Annotated in this window: 5 protein-coding genes; 3 read left to right on the top strand and 2 right to left on the bottom strand. The window is 70.9% G+C overall.

The window, feature by feature from the left end:
- The first annotated feature begins 52 nt into the window (after positions 1–52).
- Genes OG587_RS33195 through yjfF form a run of 3 tightly spaced genes read left to right on the top strand, consistent with a single transcriptional unit; the run spans position 53 to position 3584 of the window.
- A complete protein-coding gene (locus OG587_RS33195; RefSeq protein WP_329082340.1) occupies positions 53–1564 on the top strand; it encodes a sugar ABC transporter ATP-binding protein in 1512 nt (503 codons plus the stop codon).
- Positions 1561–2607 (top strand): ABC transporter permease, encoded by a 1047-nt coding sequence (locus tag OG587_RS33190; protein ID WP_329082337.1) that lies wholly within the window; start codon positions 1561–1563, stop codon positions 2605–2607. The genes OG587_RS33195 and OG587_RS33190 overlap by 4 nt, the downstream gene beginning before the upstream one ends.
- Positions 2604–3584: a galactofuranose ABC transporter, permease protein YjfF gene (yjfF, locus tag OG587_RS33185; RefSeq protein ID WP_329082335.1), complete on the top strand. Its 981-nt coding sequence runs from the start codon at positions 2604–2606 to the stop codon at positions 3582–3584. Before OG587_RS33190 ends, yjfF begins: the two co-directional genes overlap by 4 nt.
- Positions 3585–3695: 111 nt before the next feature.
- Here the strand turns inward: yjfF and OG587_RS33180 are convergent, their stop codons facing one another.
- Together OG587_RS33180 and OG587_RS33175 are read right to left on the bottom strand one after the other, a co-directional pair.
- Positions 3696–4931 (bottom strand): T3SS effector HopA1 family protein, encoded by a 1236-nt coding sequence (locus tag OG587_RS33180; protein WP_329082333.1) that lies wholly within the window; start codon positions 4929–4931, stop codon positions 3696–3698.
- Positions 4932–4939: 8 nt separating this feature from the next.
- The gene (locus OG587_RS33175) at positions 4940–17731 is read right to left on the bottom strand and encodes a hemopexin repeat-containing protein (protein WP_329082331.1); all 12792 of its coding nucleotides are present in this window, start codon (positions 17729–17731) and stop codon (positions 4940–4942) included.
- Positions 17732–18003: the final 272 nt, after the last annotated feature.

Raw genomic sequence — 18003 nt, 5'->3', positions numbered from 1 at the left:
CGGAAGACCCGCGGAAGACCCGCGGAAGACCCGCGGAAGAAAGGAGCGCCGCATGGCCCACCCCGGGCCGATCCTGCGGATGAGCGGGATCGGCAAACAGTTTCCCGGCGTGAAGGCGCTGGACGCCGTGGACTTCCGGTTGCTGCCGGGCGAGGTGCACGCGCTGATGGGAGAGAACGGCGCCGGCAAGTCGACCCTGATCAAAGTCCTGACCGGCGTATACGACATCGACGAGGGCGAGATCGAACTGGAGGGCCGCCAGGTGGCCTTCTCCAGTCCGCCGGCCGCCCAGCAGGCCGGCATCAGCACGGTCTACCAGGAGGTCAACCTCTGCCCCAACCTCTCGGTCGCGGAGAACATCTTCATCGGCCGCGAACCGCGCAGCCTTGGCCGTATCCGGTGGAAGGAGACGCGGCGCCGGGCCGCCGAGCTGCTGGGCCGCCTCGACCTCGATCTCGACGTCTCCACCGCCCTGTCGACGCACTCCCTGGCCGTCCAGCAGATGGTCGCCATCGCACGGGCCGTGGACGTCGAGGCCAAAGTCCTGATCTTCGACGAGCCGACCTCCAGCCTGGACACGAACGAGGTCGCCCAGCTGTTCCGGGTGATGCGGAGGCTGAAGGAGCAGGGCATCGCGATCCTGTTCGTCTCGCACTTCCTCGACCAGATCTACGAGATCGCCGACCGGATGACGATTTTGCGCAACGGCAGGCTCGTGGGGGAGTACCTCACCCACCAGCTGAGCCAGGTGAGCCTGGTCGGCAAGATGATCGGCCGCGAACTCGCCGACCTGGAGAGGCTGGAGGGCAGGCCGCTCGCCCGGGAGAGCGAGCCGTTCGTGCAGGCCAGCGAGCTGGGCCGCGCCGGCGCCATCGAGCCGTTCACCCTGACCATCCGCGAGGGTGAGGTCGTCGGCCTGGCCGGGCTGCTCGGCTCCGGCCGCACCGAGCTCGCCCGCCTGCTGTTCGGCGCCGACCACGCCGGCAGCGGTTCCCTGCGGATAGCGGGGCAGGCGGTCAATCTGCGCACGCCGCGGGCGGCGATCCACCGCAAGCTGGCCTTCTGCTCGGAGAACAGGCGGGCGGAGGGACTCGTCCCCGAACTCACCGTGCGGGAGAACATCGTCCTCGCGCTGCAGGCCGCGCGCGGCTGGACCCGGCCGCTGCCCCGGCGCAGGCAGGACGAGCTGGTCGGCAAGTACATCGCCGCGCTGAACATCCGCCCGGCCGATCCCGATCAGCTCGCCGGGAACCTCAGCGGCGGCAACCAGCAAAAAGTGCTGCTGGCCCGCTGGCTCATCCTGGAGCCGCGTCTGCTCATCCTCGACGAGCCCACCCGCGGCATCGATGTCGGCGCCAAGGCGGAGATCCAGCGCCTGGTGGCCGAGCTGTCCGACGGCGGGATGGCCGTGCTGTTCATCTCCGCCGAACTGGAGGAGGTTCTGCGGCTCAGCCACAAGGTCGCCGTGCTGCGCGACCGCAGGCTCATCACCGAGGTCGACAACGACGAACGCCTGACCACCGACGTCCTGACGGAGACGATCGCGAGCGGAGCAGCGTCATGACAGTGTTCCTCAGGCATCGCCTGTTCTGGCCCGTCGTGATCCTGGTGGCCCTGCTGGCGCTCAACGTGGCGTTCACCGACAACTTCTTCAGCATTGAGATCAAGGATGGCCACCTCTACGGCAGCCTGATCGACATCATCAGATTCGGAGCGCCGCTGATCCTCGTCGCGCTCGGCATGACGCTGGTGATCGCGACCAGTGGGATCGACCTGTCGGTGGGCTCGGTCGTGGCGATCTCCGGCGCCCTGGCCTGCCTGCAGATCAGCGACCTGAGCGACCAGAACTCGGTTGGCGGCATGCTGGGCGCGGTCGGCGTCGCGCTCGCGCTCTCGCTGGGGCTCGGTGTCTGGAACGGCCTGCTCGTCGCGAGCGTGGGCATCCAGCCCATCATCGCGACACTGATTCTGATGGTCGCCGGCCGCGGTCTGGCCCAGCTCATCACGGACGGGCAGATCCTTACGGTCAACAGCGTCCCGTACAAGCTGATCGGCGGAGGCTACTGGCTCACGATCCCGTTCGGGATCATCATCGTGCTCGTCGTGTTCGCGCTCACCGCATTCCTCACCCGGCGGCTCGCCCTCGGCCTGCTCATCGAGTCGGTCGGCGGGAACGCCGAGGCGAGCCGCCTGGCGGGCATCAGCGCGCGCGGGGTGATCGTGACGGTCTACACGTTCTGCGCGCTGTGCGCGGGGATCGCCGGCCTCATGATCAGCTCGAACGTGTCCAGCGCGGACGGCAACAACGCCGGCCTGTGGATCGAGCTGGACGCCATTCTCGCCGTCGTCATCGGCGGCACCTCGCTGTCGGGTGGCCGGTTCTCGCTCAGCGGCACAGTGCTGGGCGCGCTGGTCATCCAGACCCTGACCACCACGATCTACTCGATCGGCGTGCCGCCGGAGACGACGCTGCTGTTCAAGGCACTCGTGGTGACCATCGTGTGCCTGCTCCAATCCCCGGCCTTCCGCGCGAAGGTCATCCGCCGACGTCGCCCGCCCGCCGGTACATCCCCGGCGGCGCAGGAGAAGGTGAGGGTCCCGGCGTGAGCACCCTGACCGTCCCGGCCCCGCGCGGCCTTCCGCGCAGGTATGTCCCCACCCTGGTCACAACCGCCCTGCTTATTGCCATGTTCGTCGCCGGCGGGATCAGGTACGAGGGGTTCGCCAGCGGGCAGGTCGTTTTCAATGTCCTCATCGACAACGCGTTCCTGCTGGTCGTGGCCGTCGGCATGACCTTCGTGATCCTCACGGGCGGCATCGACCTGTCGGTCGGCTCGGTGGTGGCGCTGTCCACCATGGTCGCCGCCACGCTGCTGAAGCAGGGCTGGCCCGCCGTGCCGGTCATGGCGCTCGTGCTGGCCATCGGCGTGACCCTCGGCCTTGGCATGGGCGCGATCATCCACTATTTCGAGATCCAGCCGTTCATCGTCACACTGGCCGGGATGTTCCTCGCCCGCGGCCTGTGCTACGTGATCGACACCGCGTCGATCCCCATCGACGACCCGACGTTCACCGCCTTCGCCCAGACGCGAATCGACCTCGGCGCCGATCTGTGGGTCTCACCCAGCGTGGCGATCGCGGCCGTCGTGGTCGTCGTGGCGATGTACGTGCTGCATTACACCCGGCTCGGCAGGAACGTCCACGCCATCGGCGGCAGCGAGCAGTCGGCCATGCTCATGGGCCTTCCGGTGGCCCGCACGAAGATCACGGTCTACGCGATCAGCGGATTCTGCTCGGCCTTCGGCGGCCTGCTGCTGTCCTTCTACATGCTGTCCGGGTACGGCTTGCACGCGGTCGGGATGGAACTGGACGCCATCGCCGCGGTCGTCATCGGCGGCACGCTGCTGACCGGCGGCTCCGGATATCTGTTCGGCACCGTGATGGGCGTGCTCGTGCTCGGCTTGATCCAGACGATCCTCAGCTTCGAGGGCACGCTGAGCTCCTGGTGGACGCGCATCTTCATCGGGCTGCTGCTGTTCGCCTTCATTCTCATGCAGCGCTTGATCACGGCTCGAAGCACGTGACGGCGGCCGCCGGCTCCGGGCCTGATCCACGCGGGAGGGAAACCTCCGCTCGTCCCGGTCCCGCTCTTCGTGGGCACGGGCCGGGACGAGCGTTGGTTCAGTAGTGGAGGTTCAGTAGTGGCGGTGCGGCATGTCTCCGGGGATGCCGGCTTCCTCCATCGCCTGGAAGACGAGGGTCGCCAGCGTCTGGGCGTCCGGCATGCTCTCGGCCTGGGCGATCACCGACCGGACGACCTCGGCCCGGCTGTCGGTGAAGCTCGTCTCCTTCTTGCCGGGCATGTGGTGCTCGGCCTCCTCCGCCCACGCGGCGAACGTGGCGACCCGGGAGTAGAAGGGGCTGACGGCGAAGCCGCCCAGACCTTCGGGCATCGCCTTCGCGACGGTGGTGAGCAGGGTGTCCCCGATGACGTCGGATCGGTCACCGGGGTCGTCGCCGACGAGGTAGTAGACGACCATCTTGTCGTTCTTGACCATCTCGTCCAGGGGGAGGACCCCCACGATCATCTTGAACTTGACGAGCAGCGGGCCGATCTGGGGATGCTCGAACAGCGGGGTGAGCGCCCTGGCCAGCTCCAGCGCCGCCTTCTGGGACCCGACGTTGAACACGAGCCGTCGCATCCGCCGGTTGAACGACCGGGGGTCGAACCTGTGACGCATGTTTATGACGTGGATGTAGTCGGCCCGCTGGAGGCCCTCCGCCAGGTCGTCGCCGTTCTGGGCGAGGACGAGGCAGTTGCCGGTGGATTCGGCCCGCCGTACGAAGTCGAGGATGTCGGTGATCTCGACGGGCTTGGCCAGGTAGGTGGTGTTGTCCATGTCGCCCGACATCAGGCCGTAGAGCATGTCCGGTCTGGCGTCCGGGTTGGGGCTGCCCGTTCCGGGATCGAAGTAGTAGGCCCACAGGGTCTCGTACAGTTCCATGTTGCGCCGGTGGTTCATCGCGTACCGAGTCTCGTCGTCGAGCGCGAGCAGGCGCGGCGACAACGCCTCGGCCGAGGTGAACGCCCGCCCGGGGATCGTGAGCGGCGGGATGGCCGGGCCGATGCCGTCGTCGAAACCCGTGTCGAAGTCGACGTCGCCCTCGATGTCGCCGAGGTCACCGCCGGTGTCGATCCGGGGGATCTGGGGGATCTGGGGAACGACCCGCGTCTTCGGGGCGGTCAGGTGGTCGCGGGCGGGCCCGTCGACGTTCGGGGTCGGCGTGATGCGCCCCCAGTCGGGACGCGCCGGCGCGGGGTTGGCCGGTGCGCCCTGCGCGACCGGGTCGCCCTGGTCGACCGGCGGTCCGTCCGCGGGGCGGGCCGGTGGTGGCTGCTGCTTCTTGGAGTACTTCTTCCTGCTGAACATGTACATCGTCAGACCGCCCGGTAGGTGAGTACGAGCCCGAGGTTGACCAGGGTTTTCCGATCGCCGTCCACGGTCAGCGTCCACTCCTCGGCCCGCAGGCCGGGGACCCGGATCGCCTTCCCGTCGTCGATGAGCCGTCCGTTGAGGCGCAACCGGGCCGATCCTCCGCCGGCCGGTTCGTAGCGCGCGTACATCCCGGTGACCTGGTCCCCGACCATGTCGGGGAACATCTCCGGCGCGATCGGCAGCACCAGGTCGCCGCCGCCGGCGAAGGCCTGCCACCGCTCGGCGAACTCGCCGGCCACGTCGATGTACCGCGCCGCCGTGTACGGCCGCCGCATCCCGCGCACCGCGTTGGTGAACACGTCCCCGCCCTGCTCGGCGGTGTACTTGACCAGCAGGGTCACGTCGGACAGGTCGTGGGGACGCCGGCCGGTGATCTCCATGCGCCACGTCGACACCGCTCCGGTGCCCTCGAACGGCAGGTAGCGCTCGTCGTCGAAGCGCAGCTCGAACAGGCCGTTGTTGTCGCGGTACTGCTCGGTGTCCGACAGGGCGATCTGCTGGCCGGGCCTCCAGTCCGACCGGATCGACGCGGGCGCGTCCCCCTTGGCGTCGATCAGGTAGCGCACCGCCCCGGCGTCCGGGCTGAGCACCGTTCTGTGGCCGGTCTGGGTGAGCACGGCGTTGACCTCGATCGGCCCCTCCGGCCCGTCGAACACGACCGAGACGGTCTTGACGCGCCGCCGGTAGTGTCCGGGGAAGTCCCGGTCGAACAGCTCCTCGGTCAGCGCGAACTCGCAGCGGCCGTCGTTTCTCAGCGCGAGCACCGCGAGCGGGTCGAGCTGGAGCAGGGAGACCCGTTTGGTGATCTCCAGGCCGCGGCTGTCGGAGGAGGTGTAGGCGTTGCCGAGGCGTTCGACGTCGACCGCCAGGGCCTCCCCGGCGAGCAGGCCGTCGCGGCGGCTCTCCCAGTAGACCGGCTGGATGTACGACTCCGACGTGCCCCGTTCGTACTGGTAGGCGCGTTCGGCGGCCTTGGCGATCTCGTGGGCCAGGCCGTAGGAGGCGAAGTACATCGCCGCCAGGCGGCCGGCCTTCCACCGGTAGAGCTCGGCGTTGGTGAACTTGCCGGTGAGGAAGGTGGCCACGGCCTCCAGATCGGCGATCTCCTGTTCGGCGATCTCCAGTTCGCGCCGGGCGGCGGCGAGGCCGGCCCTGGCGGCGGTGATCTGGTGGCCCAGTTCGCGCTGGTCGGCCTTGGCCAGCATGACCTGGTAGCGCCAGTCGCCCTCCTGGCGCTCCTGCTCGACGCGGACGCCGTACAGTTCGCCGAGCACGCTGAAGGCCTCGCCGAGGGACTGGGCGATGTCGGAGCCGACGTCCAGGACCCGGCCGGCCTGCTCGCCGCCGAACATGGTGCCCATGATGAGCGGACCGGCCAGGATCTGCGGGGCGGCGTACGCGATGGCGGCGCCGATCTTCAGGCCGGAGGAGGCGAAGTGCGAGTTGACGCCGTCGGTCATCGCGCGGATCTGGGACTGCTGGAGCGGGGTGAGGCCGGTCTCGACGAGGTTCTCGTAGTACTTCTGCCGGGCCGCGGCGGCCTCGCGGGAGGCCTCGAACTGGGCGAGGTTCTCGATGGCCGACTCGACCTGGGCCTCGCGGACGGCCCGTGTCATCTGCCGGATGTTGCCCTCCTGCCGGGTCTGCAGCAGGGTCAGCTCCTCGGCGTCGCGGCGTTCGAGCACTCCCAGGAGCTCGCCGCCGAAGCCGCGCAGCCGGTCGGCCAGGTCCTGCGCCCTGCGGTACAGGAAGCCGAACCGGTGGTGCGGGACCGGCGCCGACAGCCCGGCCGTGACCTGGTCGGGGGTGAGCCCGGCCGCGGCGCCCCGGACCAGGGCCATCACGTCGGCGGGCGGCTCGAACAGGGGCAGCGGGCGGCTGACGCCCATGATGTCGAGGGAGGCCCTGATCTTGCGGAGCCGGTCCTCGACGCGGTCCCAGTAGTCGCCCAGCATCGTGTTGCCGGGGATGAAGAAGTAGGGGTCGGCCACGCCGCGGTGGACGGCCCCCATGCCGTCGAGCAGGGTGCCGCCGGCGGTGACGGTCTCGGCGTACGGGTCGGTGACCCCGGCCGGGTCGAGCTCGTCGTAGCTCCTCGCCGGGGACAGGTGGCGCGGGCCGGCGCTCCGCGGGCGCTCGCCGAGCAGGTCGTACGCCAGGATGTAGAGCATCCTGGCCTCGTCGACGCTCTCCAGCGTGTACTGCCGGAACAGCAGGTCGCCCCAGTCGAGCACGTTGTCGACGTAGGCCATCACGACGGCCCGGCGGTAGGCGGTCGGGCGCAGCTCCGCGATGGCGTGCGGGTCGAACGGGTCGTCCCGGTAGGCCTTCAGGAGGGCGCCGTGGTCGCCCATCAGGTCGTACTGGCGGCGCAGGCGGGCGATCATGCCGATCTTCTCGCGGAGCCGGTCGTGGCTCTCGAACGGGCGGACCCGGTCGGCCAGGCCGTCGAGCAGGGCCAGGTCGGCGGGGGTGCACGGGCGGGCGTGCTCGAAGAGCGGGGCCAGCGACTCGACGTCGGCCAGGACCGGGCGCAGGTCCCGGCCGACGCCCGGGGGCAGGTTCTCCAGGTCGCTCAGGCACCCGGCGACCAGCGCCCGCAGGTCGATCGCGAGGAAGGGCAGGAAACGCCAGTAGCGGTCCTGCTCGGTGGGGTCGAAGACGTACTCGTACCAAATCTTGGCGTCGGCGAAGCGCTGGGCGGCGTTGAGCGCCTGGGCGATGAGCAGCGGCGCGTGGAAGAAGATCTCCCAGTGGTAGCGGCCGTTGGCGCTCTGGAAGTCCAGGTGGGTGCCGGCCGGCACTCCCGCGACCTCGGCCCGCACCCTGATCGTGGTGGAGCCCGTCGCCGTGGTGCTGAAGGTGGGCAGCTCGTCGATCTCCTGGGTCTCCGGGGCGAGCAGCGCGGGCACGCCGCCGACCAGGAGCCTGCGGTTGAGCTCGAACGCCGTGCTGGAGGTGAGCCGCACGATCTCGTGCGGCAGGGCGGCGTACTCGTAGGGGCGATGCACGACGCCGGTCCTGGGGTAGACGGTGTACTGGCCGCCGAGGAAGAGGAACAGGTCCGACGCGGTGTCCATCGCGCCGGTGTAGCGGGTGGTGAAGCCGGGCGGCAGCGAGCGCCAGTTGCCCTCGATCGGGGTGAAGGCGGCCGGTGCCGAGGGCTCCTGGGCTGCGGGGACGACGGCGTACTCCTCGCCGCTGAGGAGGTAGCGCTGGTCGCCGCGCTGGAAGGTGGCGTCGACGGCGCGCGGCAGCGCCTTCGGGTAGCCGGTGTCGGCGACGAGCGGGATGTCGGCGCCGTCGAGCGTGTAGCGGTAGTACTCCAGGCCGCTGAGCAGGAACAGGTGGTCGCCGGACACGTAGGCCGCGTCGACCGTCCCGGTCGTGTTGAGCGCCGTGGCGATCCTCCCGAGCGGGCGCGTCGGGTGCTGGGTGGTGTCGGTGCCCACGGTGAAGGTGTCGTCGCCGAAGAAGTACGGTGTGCCGTTCACGTCGGCCGCCGTCCGGATCCTCGCGGGCAGGCCGTCGGGGTTGTCCCTGAGCGCCCGCGGGTAGCCGTCCTCCTGGCGGCCGTTCGTGATTCTCGTGTACGTGTCACCGAAGATCAGGAACAGCGTGCTGCCCCTGACCAGCGCGGCCTGCACGCGGGCCCGGTCCGGGATCGGCCACTTGTCGCGCACCCGGCCCGGCGAGCCGAACAGGCCGCTCGTCACGTCACGCTGGGCGTAGGTGTCGCCGTTGAGGAAGTACTCGGCGCCGTTCCAGGTGAACGCCGCGTCGATAGAGGTCCAGCGCGGGAGGTCCTCGGTGTTGGTGCTGAGCTGCCTGGGGTAGCCCAGGTCCATCTTCCGGTCCGCCAGGCGTCCCCGGTAGCGGTGGTACTCGCGGCCGGTGAACACGTAGGTGGACTCGCCGCGCACCAGCACCGCGTCGACCCGGCCGGTGGTGGCCAGCTCCCCGCCGGCCAGGTTGCCCCAGCGGCCCGCGGTGGACTCGCCGGTCGTCTTCAGCGGGCCGAACGGCTTGGTGACCAGGAACTCCCCGGTCAGGTTGTTGAAGAAGTAGCGGGTGTCGCCGTGTTCGAAGGCGGCGTCGACGCGCTCCCAGTCGGGCAGCCGGTGGCCGTTGCCCTTGAGCTCCAGCACCGGCGGGTCCTCACCGGGGTCGGCGATGACCGGGCGCACCAGGAAGCTGCCGCCCTTGTGGTCGACGCTGAACCAGGGCCCGTCGGGCGACTCGACCGGCATGTTGAACGGAACCACCTCGCCGACGACCGGCTCGGCGAAGACCTTGCCGACGTCGACCGGCTTGGCGGGCCGCACGGGCGTGGCGATCGGGACGGCGTACAACTCGGGGGTGAGCGCGAACGACGAGGCGTGCCCGCTCTCCCCGATCGTGTACGAGCAGGACACCACGATCGAGTCGTGCGTGCCCGCGCCGGGGACGGTGGCCGAGGCCCGCACGAACAGGGTCTCGCCGGTGATCGGGCCGTCGTGCAGCGGGCCGGGCGGCAACGTCTGCGGGGCGACCCACTCGCGGTTGAGGTTCTGGAAGGAGTAGAGGATCCGCACCCGGTGCTTGGGCGGCGGCGCGGAGACGTTCTGCCTGTCGCCCTCCGTCTCGGCGGTGATGACGGTCCTGCCGGTGTCCTCGGGCGCGACCGCCTCCACGACGCTCCAGAAGACGAAGACCCGGCCGAAGGCGTGCACGGGGTCGACGCGGTCGGCGTCGATCTGCACGTCGACCCGGTGCCACGGCTCCCAGCTCGCCGACAGGCGCTCGCCGTCGCGGAACTCGGCCTCCCGCAGGTACCAGCGGCGCGGATCGGTGCGGGTACGGCCGAAGAGGACGAGCCGGCGGGTGCCGTCGGCGTCGTCGTCGGCCCGGTAGACGTAGGCCCCGGCGATGGCCAGGCGGCTGACCTCGGTGTACTCGTCGAGATAACGCCGGTAGGCGCGCTGGACCGTGTCGGCGGTGATCTCGCCCTGGAGGAGGTCGTCCTCCAGCTCCCTGAACGCGGGGGTCCTGGTGTCGCGCAGCTCGGGGCGGAGGTAGTTCTCCGGGTAGAGGAAGACCTTCCGGTTGGCCTCCCAGGTCCGGTAGTTCCTCAGCCACTGCCACCAGGTGCGCAACCTCGGCTTGACGTCCTCCCCGCCGCCGGGCTCCTCCAGGTCCAGGAGGTAGCGGTGCAGGTAGAGCTGGGTGGCCGCGATGGCCTCCCGCACCCGTGAGGTGGTGCCCTCGCGGCCCATCTCGACGTCGATGAGGGCGTGCTCGTAGATCTCGGCGGCGGTGGCCAACCCGGGGTGCAGGTGCAGCACCGCCGGGACCAGCGCGTCGCGCCTGGCCACGTTGAGGTCGCCGTGCGCGAGCGGGATCGCCGCCTCGGGCAGCAGGGCCTCAAGGGTGTCGGCGGTGGCGCCGCGCAGCGCCGACGGACCGGCGCCCATCCTGCCGGCGACCGAGAACAGGCGGGTGAGCTTGAGCAGGAACTCGATCTCGAAGCGGTCCTCCTCGGCGGGGAACTCGGTGATCAGGCCCGCGTTGCGCTTGACCCACCGCAGCTCGTCGGGATCCCACGGGAACAGCTCGCACAACCGCTCGTACGGGTCTTCCGTGCCCCCGACCAGCATCTGGGCCAGGCCGGGGTGGCGCCGGTTGAGGTCGGCGAAGGCGACGATGGTGTGCATGTCGGTCAGGCGGTAGTCGGCCGCGTCGGACCAGCGGTGCCGGAAGAGCTGCGGGAAGGTACGGTCGAGCACGTCCAGGCGGCCGGAGTAGCGGACGTACCGGTCGTCCTTGGCCAGGTAGACGGCCTCGCCCAGGGTGAAGGCGCCGGTGACGCCCTCCTCGAAGGACGAGGGCAGGTCGCCCCAGTCGTCCTTGATCGTGCGAGGGTAGCCCTGCTCGGCGTGGTCGAGCGTGCCGGGCGGGTAGCGGACGTACTGGTCGCCGGCGAAGGCGTACAGCTCGCCCTTGCGGCCGACGAACGCGGCGTCGATGACCGGGGCGGTCGCGAACGCGTTGCGGACGCGGCCGAACCGGGCGGCGACGGAGTCGACGGCGCCGTCGACGGTGAAGCGGTCGCCCTTGAAGAAGTAGATCCTGCCGTCCTTCAGGAAGGCGGCGTCGACACCGTCCTCGAACTCGGCCGGGAGGCCTCCCCAGTCGCCCTCGATCGTGCGGGGGTAGCCCTCGTCGACGTGGAGGTAGTCGGCGCCGGTGTAGCGGACGTACTGGTCGCCGGAGAACAGGAAGGTGTGCCGGTCGCGGACCAGCGCGGCGTCGACCCTCCCGAGGTCGGCGATCGTGTTGCGCACCCTGCCCAGCAGGCCGATCGGGTACGTCGCGGACGCCGACGTCGAGACGGCGTGCACGAGGTGGCCGGTGACCAGGTGGGCGGTGCGACCGCCCGCCACCGCCGCGTCGACGCCGTGCACGGCGACCGCGTCGTCGAAGGACTCGGGCAGCCCGGCGAAGGCCGCCTCCCTTCGCAGTTCGCGCACGATGGGTTTGGGGTAGCCGGGGTCGACGTACCGGTAGCTCGGACCGGTGTAGCGGACGTACCGGCTCCCGCCGAACACGTAGGTGTGGCCGCCGAAGACCACCGCCGCGTCGACGGCCGAGCCGAACGGGTTGAGCGAGCGCCCCCAGCGGTCGCGGATCCGGACGGGCGCGGTGAACGCGCGGTCGGCGTAGGTGGTGAAGGTCTCGGTGAAGAAGAAGTGGGTCACCCCGTCGGCCGCGGTGAACGCGGTCTTCAGCCGGTCACCGGGCGCGACCGTGAAGCCGCGCCAGAGGCGTTCGATCGGCTGCGGGTGGGACCACAGGCCGGTGGCCTCGTTGAACCGCACGCAGCGTTCGCCGCTGAGCAGCACCGTCGTCCGGCCCTCGAACAACACCGCGTCGGGCACGGGGAACCCGTCCGGCGCCTTCCAGAACGTCTCGTCGACGAGCGCCGGGGAGCCGGGGTCGGGGCTCTCGTAGGGCCCCTCGTCGCCGGTGTAGGTGAGGTGGCGCATCGTGCCGCCGGGCCCGGGGTGCTCGAACAGGTGCGTCGTGCCGTCGCGGTGGTAGGCCAGCGCGACACCGGTCAGCCCGCCCCAGTGCTCGGCGATGGACCCCGGCTCGCCGTCGGCGCCGTCGACGCTGTCGGCCGGGTCGCCGTGGACGACGAACTGGTCCCCGCTGAACAGGTACGTCCTTCCGTCCCGTCCCACGAACGCGGCGTCGACCGTGTTGTCCTGGTAGATCGTGTTGCGCGGGCGGCCCCACTCCTCGTCGAGCGGGTAGTCCCTGCCGACGGCCGTGTCGAAGCACATCGGGCCCTTGAACAGGTAGGTGTTCCCGTCGGCCCCGGTCAGCACGGCGTCGAGGCCGTCGCGGTAGCCGGCCGGGACGGCGCGCAGCGCCGGCGGCCGGACCGGCTCGTGGCGCTCGGGGCCCTCCAGGGCGTGCTGCCGCCGCCAGCCCTCGGCGGTCTGCACCATGACCGAGCCGCGGTCGAGGTAGGCGGCCGTGATGCCGGGCAGCTCGTAGGACCTGTGGAGGCCGTCGGAGACGGCGTGCCACTCGCCGCCGCGGAACAGGTAGACGGTGCGCCGGTCGGCGAACGCCGCGTCCACCCCGTCGAGGGTGACCTCCAGCGCCCCCAGGCGGGGCTCCCCGGCCAGCGCCGACAGGGCACGCGGGTAGCCGTCCTCGATCACCCGGTAGTCGTGGTCGCGGTAGCGGACGTACTGGGAGCCGGAGAACAGGTACGTGTACGTGCGGGTGACGTCGGCGCCGTCGACCTTCTCGGTCACGTCCATGACCAGGGTCGCGTCGACCCGGCCGGTGCGCTGGATCGTGTTGACGACGTTGCCCCAGAACGTCGCGGTGGTCGCCGGGTAGCGGTCGTCGATCTCGGTGTGGTCGTCGGTGGAGTAGCGGACGTACCGGTCGCCGGAGAAGACGTAGGTCTTGCCGTCCTTGCCGACGAACGCGGCGTCGACGCGGTCGAACGGGATGCTGTCCCAGCGTTCGCGCAGGTTCCTGGGCTCCGACCACCAGCGGTGCCGGTTGTCGAAGACGACGAAGCGGTCGCCGCTGAACAGGTAGGTCTGGTTGTCGCGGCCGGTGAGGACCGCGTCGACGCCGGTGAACGCGTCGGGCAGGTTCAGCCAGTTCTCCGCCAGCGGCCTGGGGAAGCCCTCGTCGGGCGTGGTGTGGTCGCGGGTGGAGTAGCGGACGTGGAACGGGGTGTCGTCGCCGTGGACCCGGACGCGGTCACCGGCGCGGCGGATGGTCAGCACGATGCCGCCCTCGGCGGTCACCCGCCACTCGGGCGAGGCGCCGGTCACTGCGGCGGACGGGCCGACGACCACGCCGTGGTCGGAGAGGCGGCGGCGCAGCGCGGGCGAGCAGTTGCCGTCGGCCAGCTCGGCCTCGTAGCCGGCGGGCAGGTCGAGGATGAGCCCGACCGGGCCGAACAGGTGGGCTGAGCCGTCCATCACGAACGCGGCGTCGACCCGGTCGAGCCCGCCCCAGTCGCCGGTGACGGCGCGCGGATAACCGAGGTCGACGACGGAGTAGTCGGCGCCGGAGTAGCGGATGTAGCGGTCACCGCCGAACAGGTAGGTCCTGCCGTCGAGCCCGACGAACGCGGCGTCGACCCGGCCGCCGGGCAGCACGTCGGCCTGCAGGCCCCACCTCTCCGCGGTCGGTGTCACGTCGCCGCCGGACGCGCCGAGGGCGACGGTCTTGCCGTCCTTGAACAGGTGGACGGTGCCGGAGCCGTCCTCGAAGGCCGCCTCGACGGCCCCCTCGAACTCGACCGGCACACCCGGACGCCACGTCTCGATGCGCCGAGGGTAGCCCTCGGCCACCCGGACGCCGTCGTTCTCCGGATTGTCGGTGTAGCGCACCACCTGGTTGCCGGAGAACAGCAGGTAACCCTCGGCGTCGGCGTACGCCGCGTCGACACGCTCGGCGCCGTCGAAGGTGTTGCGCAGGCGGCCCCACCGCTCGGTGAGCGGCCGCTCGGTCACCCCGTCGAAGGCGCGGTCGCCGGACAGGACGTACGTGCGGCCGTCGTGGCCGTGGAAGACGGCGTCGACCGCGTCGCGGAAGGCCTCGGGGAGCGGGGTGTCGCCCTGCCACCACTCGGTGATCGCCCTCGGGTAGCCCTCGTCGGCGTACGTGTGGTCGTCGCCGGAGTAGCGCAGGTACTGGTCGCCGGCGAACAGGTGGGTGCGGCCCTCGGGATCGACGTAGGCGCCGTCGATCCTCTTGGGGGCGGTGAAGTTGTTGCGTACCCTGCCCCAGACCTGCTCCTTCGGCGCCCAGCGGGTGCCGCCGGGCTCGCGGGTGAAGCACCGCGAGACGGGGCCGGGGCCCCGGCCGACGATCCACTCGGTGCCGTCGGGCAGGGTGAAGGCCGCGTCGATCGCGGACAGGCCGGCGAAGTGGGGCGACAGCTCGGTCAGCGGCCTCTGCCGGGAGTCGGCCGGGGCCAGGGTCTCGGCGGAGTAGGTCCAGTAGACGTCGTCGTGGAACACGTAGATCAGGCCGTCGTGGCCGGTCAGCAGCGCGTCGAAGCGGTCGTGGCCGGGCGGCAGGGCCAGCGGCTCGGGGAACTTGCCGGTCAGGTCCTGGTCGCGGAAGGCCACGGTGACCTCGTCGACGTCCAGGCCGAACTTGGCGGCCAGCCGGGCGAAGCGGCGCAACCGCCGGTAGACCCGCCGGAAGTCCGGCCCGGCCCCGCCGTCGCCGCCGCTGCCACCGCCGAGGGCGGGTGCCACCAGCACGTCGAGCGCGCCGGGCGCCACGGCCGAGCCGATCGCCTCGACGACCGGGCCGGGCACGCCGAACACGTCCTGGAGCAGGGTGAGCAGGGTGCCGTGCTGGAGCGCGGCCAGCTCGCCGAGGGTACCGGCCAGCTCGACGACGGCGGCCGTCTGCTCCTTGGCCACCGCGTGCAGCAGGAAGAAGACGTCCCTGGCGTAGTCGTCGACGCCGGGCAGGGTGAAGTCGAGCGCGCTGGTGACGGTGCGGAAGTAGGCCAGCCGGTGCTCGGGCACGCCGAGGCTCCCGGTCAGGTGCCCGGCGTCGACGAGCATCGCGACCAGGCGGGAGCGCTCGCCGTCCTCGAAGCCGAGCTCGGTGAGGGCGTCGAGGTCGAGGCGGTAGGGCGCCTGCGCCCGCGTGATGCCCGCGATGCGCTCGAAGGCCAGCTCCCCGTCCTCGTCGGTGAAGCCCTCGCCCAGGTCGAGGCTGCCCTCGGCGTCGTCGAACCCGTGGCGCAGCTCCTCCTGGACGCGGCCCTCGTGGGTGACCACGCCCTCCAGCCGCCTGACCAGCCGGGTGGCCATGGCCTCGTCGGCCAGGTCCGCGAAGTCGGCGGGGGTGACCAGGTGCATCTCGGCCTTGGCCGCCGCGAGCTGGGCCTTCATCGCCGCCAGCACGATGCGCCGGACCGGGTGGAACTCCAGGGCGATGCCGAGGTCGGCGAGGTCGAGCGTGGCCAGGGCGGCCTTGTCGCGGTAGGCGCCCTCGGCGTCGACGACGCCGTTGAAGCGCAGGCTCTCGACGAGCGTGGCGAACTGCTCGGCGGTAAGCCTCAGCTCGCCGAAGGCGGCCGGGTCGAGCGGGATCCTGGCCGCCCGGTAGCCCTCGACCCGCTCCCTGAGCAGGGCCAGCACGGCGGGCGCGACGTCGTCGAGGGGCGCGTTGACGCGGAAGCCGGCGGCCCGCGCGGGATCGGCGAACACCTCGGGGTCGAGGACCTCGCCCTTCTCGGTGAGGTAGCCGTTGTGCACCAGGTTGTCGTAGAGCTCGGCGCGGTCGGCCTCGGTGAGCCGCGGCAGGGCGGCGGCCAGGTCGGAGGGGTAGAAGGAGCCCTCCAGTTCGGCGATGGCGCCGAACAGGGGCTCTCGGTGCGCGGAGAAGTCTCCGGCCAAGGTCAGCTCGGCGGGCAGGTCCTCGGAGATGAGCAGCCCGTCGGCCTGGACGACGTTCCGGATGACGAGGTTGGCGAAGATCTTGGTGGTCAGCCGGTCACCCAGGCCGAGACCCAGGAAGTCGCCCTTCGCCAGTACGGCGAGGTCGCCGACGGCGTCGTAGGCGGCGGTGGCCACAGCGGCCGGGTCGATCCGCAGCAGGCGCGGGTCGTGCGGGGACACCACACCGTCGGTGTACGTGGTCAGCACCCCGTACAGGACCCGCGCGGCCCGCTCGTCGAACCGGTCGGAGACGAGGGCCCGCGGGGTCAGCGCCACGTCGGCGAACCGTTCGGCGATCCCGGCGATGACCTGAGCCTGCTCCTCCTCCGACTCGGGGGTGGCCGGTTCGCCGAGGATGGCGATGAGGTCCTCCCCGGTGAGGCCCCACGCGCGCATCCAGGCCACGACCTCGAAGACCGTCTGGGCCAGCCAGAGCGAGGCGGCCGGGTCCTCGTCGCTTTCGAGCATGCGGTGGACGTCGCCCGACCGGCCGTCGAGCACCGGGAGCACCGGGAAGGTCGAGTGGCGCTCGATGGCCGGGTCGGCCTCCAGCGCGGCCAGCACGGCGAACAGCTCCTCGACGGACATGCCCAGGGCGCCGGTCAGCCGGGCCACCCGGTTGAGCACGACCAGGCCCGGACGGCCGATGCCCCGGTCGAACGGGCTCTCCTCGAGGGGGCCCGCGTGGCGCGCGCGGAGGCGGCGGACCACCTCGGCGATCTCTGTCTCCGCCAGGTCGATGGAACGTGCCAACATGCGGCGATAGGGGTGGTTCCGCGGCGCGAGGATGTCACCGGCCGGGAACGGGCCGTCCTTGATCTCGCCCGGCAGCGTCCGGGTGATGAGCGCCTCGATCAGGTCGAACGGCACGTCGTGGGTGCGGTGCAGGTGGGTCGCGGCGGCCACCGCGCGCAGCGCGACCGGGTGCAGGTCGTTGGAGACGCCGGCGGCCACCCGGTCGAGGTCGGTGAACGACAACCCCGTCCTGCGGGCCAGCCGGACGAAACGATGGGCGCGGTCGAACCACTCGTGGGGCGGCTCGCCGCCGGAGCGCAGCACGAGCGTGCGGTCGTCGGGGCCGACGTCGACGACGGCGCCCTGGTGCACCCAGAACCCGCTCCGGGAACGTTCCAGCTCAGGGTCCTGGTAGAGCAGGTCGCGCAGTTCCTCACCGGTCAGCGAGGTCGCGGCCAGGAACCGGTCGACGTCGCACAACGCGGAGACCGGCTCCTCGGGGCCCAGGCCGTAGGCCTCGGCCAGGGAGGGGGCGTCGGGGCGCGGGACGGAGATGAGGTCGACGTCCTCCGGGGTGAGCCCGAGGTAGTCGCGGGTCACCCGGTCGGGGTCGACCGTGGCGGCGAACAGCCGGTAGAACTCGACCGGGTCGACACCCAGATGCCTCAGGTAGGTGGTGAACCGTGTGGCGTCCAGCGAGAAGGGCAGGTCGTGCGGGTGCTTGAGCGTCTTCAGCCGCTCGTACGGCCGCTCGCCCACCAGGGCCTCGAGCACCTCGTTGACGATGTCGAGGTAGGGCAGCGCGGTGAAGGTGTTGTCCGCGTCGAGCTTGACCCTCCCGATGCCCGGTCGGCGCCGCAGCAGGGAGACGTCGTGAAAGGTCTCCTGGAGGAAGGTGAGCAGATCGGTCAGATAGGCCGCCGGAGAGTAGACGGAACGGGCCTCATCTCCCGCCCGCAGGTCGAGGTGTCCGAAAAGACGTTCGTAACCCGGTAACGAGGCATCGCTGCGCACGCGGAAGGTTCCCTCCGTAAGTAGGCCCCCGATTGGGCCGCTTCATGATCGCCGATCCGGAGAGGAAGGGCTACCTACCTAAATGGTGACAACTTTGATCCATTTGGTTTCCCGGCGAGAACCCCGGTTCGGGGCGCGGAGGGGGTGGTGACACGCCGTCCGGCCTCGTCCGTGCCGTCGCCACGACGGACCGTTCGTCACGAGTTCCCGCCTGCATATCCGGGCAAAACCCCTAAAGTCTGACAAAAGATGACGTGGGGGAACCGTGTCCA

This window comes from Streptosporangium sp. NBC_01469 (assembly GCF_036227305.1).
Lineage (GTDB): Bacteria > Actinomycetota > Actinomycetes > Streptosporangiales > Streptosporangiaceae > Streptosporangium.
This window is presented reverse-complemented; position numbering and strand designations above follow the sequence as displayed.

What these genes read in the sequence shown, in the direction of transcription:
- OG587_RS33180 (WP_329082333.1), bottom strand. Translation starts at nt 4,931, where the DNA reads ATGTTCAGCAGGAAGAAGTACTCCAAGAAGCAGCAGCCACCACCGGCC.
- OG587_RS33190 (WP_329082337.1), top strand. Translation starts at nt 1,561, where the DNA reads ATGACAGTGTTCCTCAGGCATCGCCTGTTCTGGCCCGTCGTGATCCTG.
- OG587_RS33195 (WP_329082340.1), top strand. Translation starts at nt 53, where the DNA reads ATGGCCCACCCCGGGCCGATCCTGCGGATGAGCGGGATCGGCAAACAG.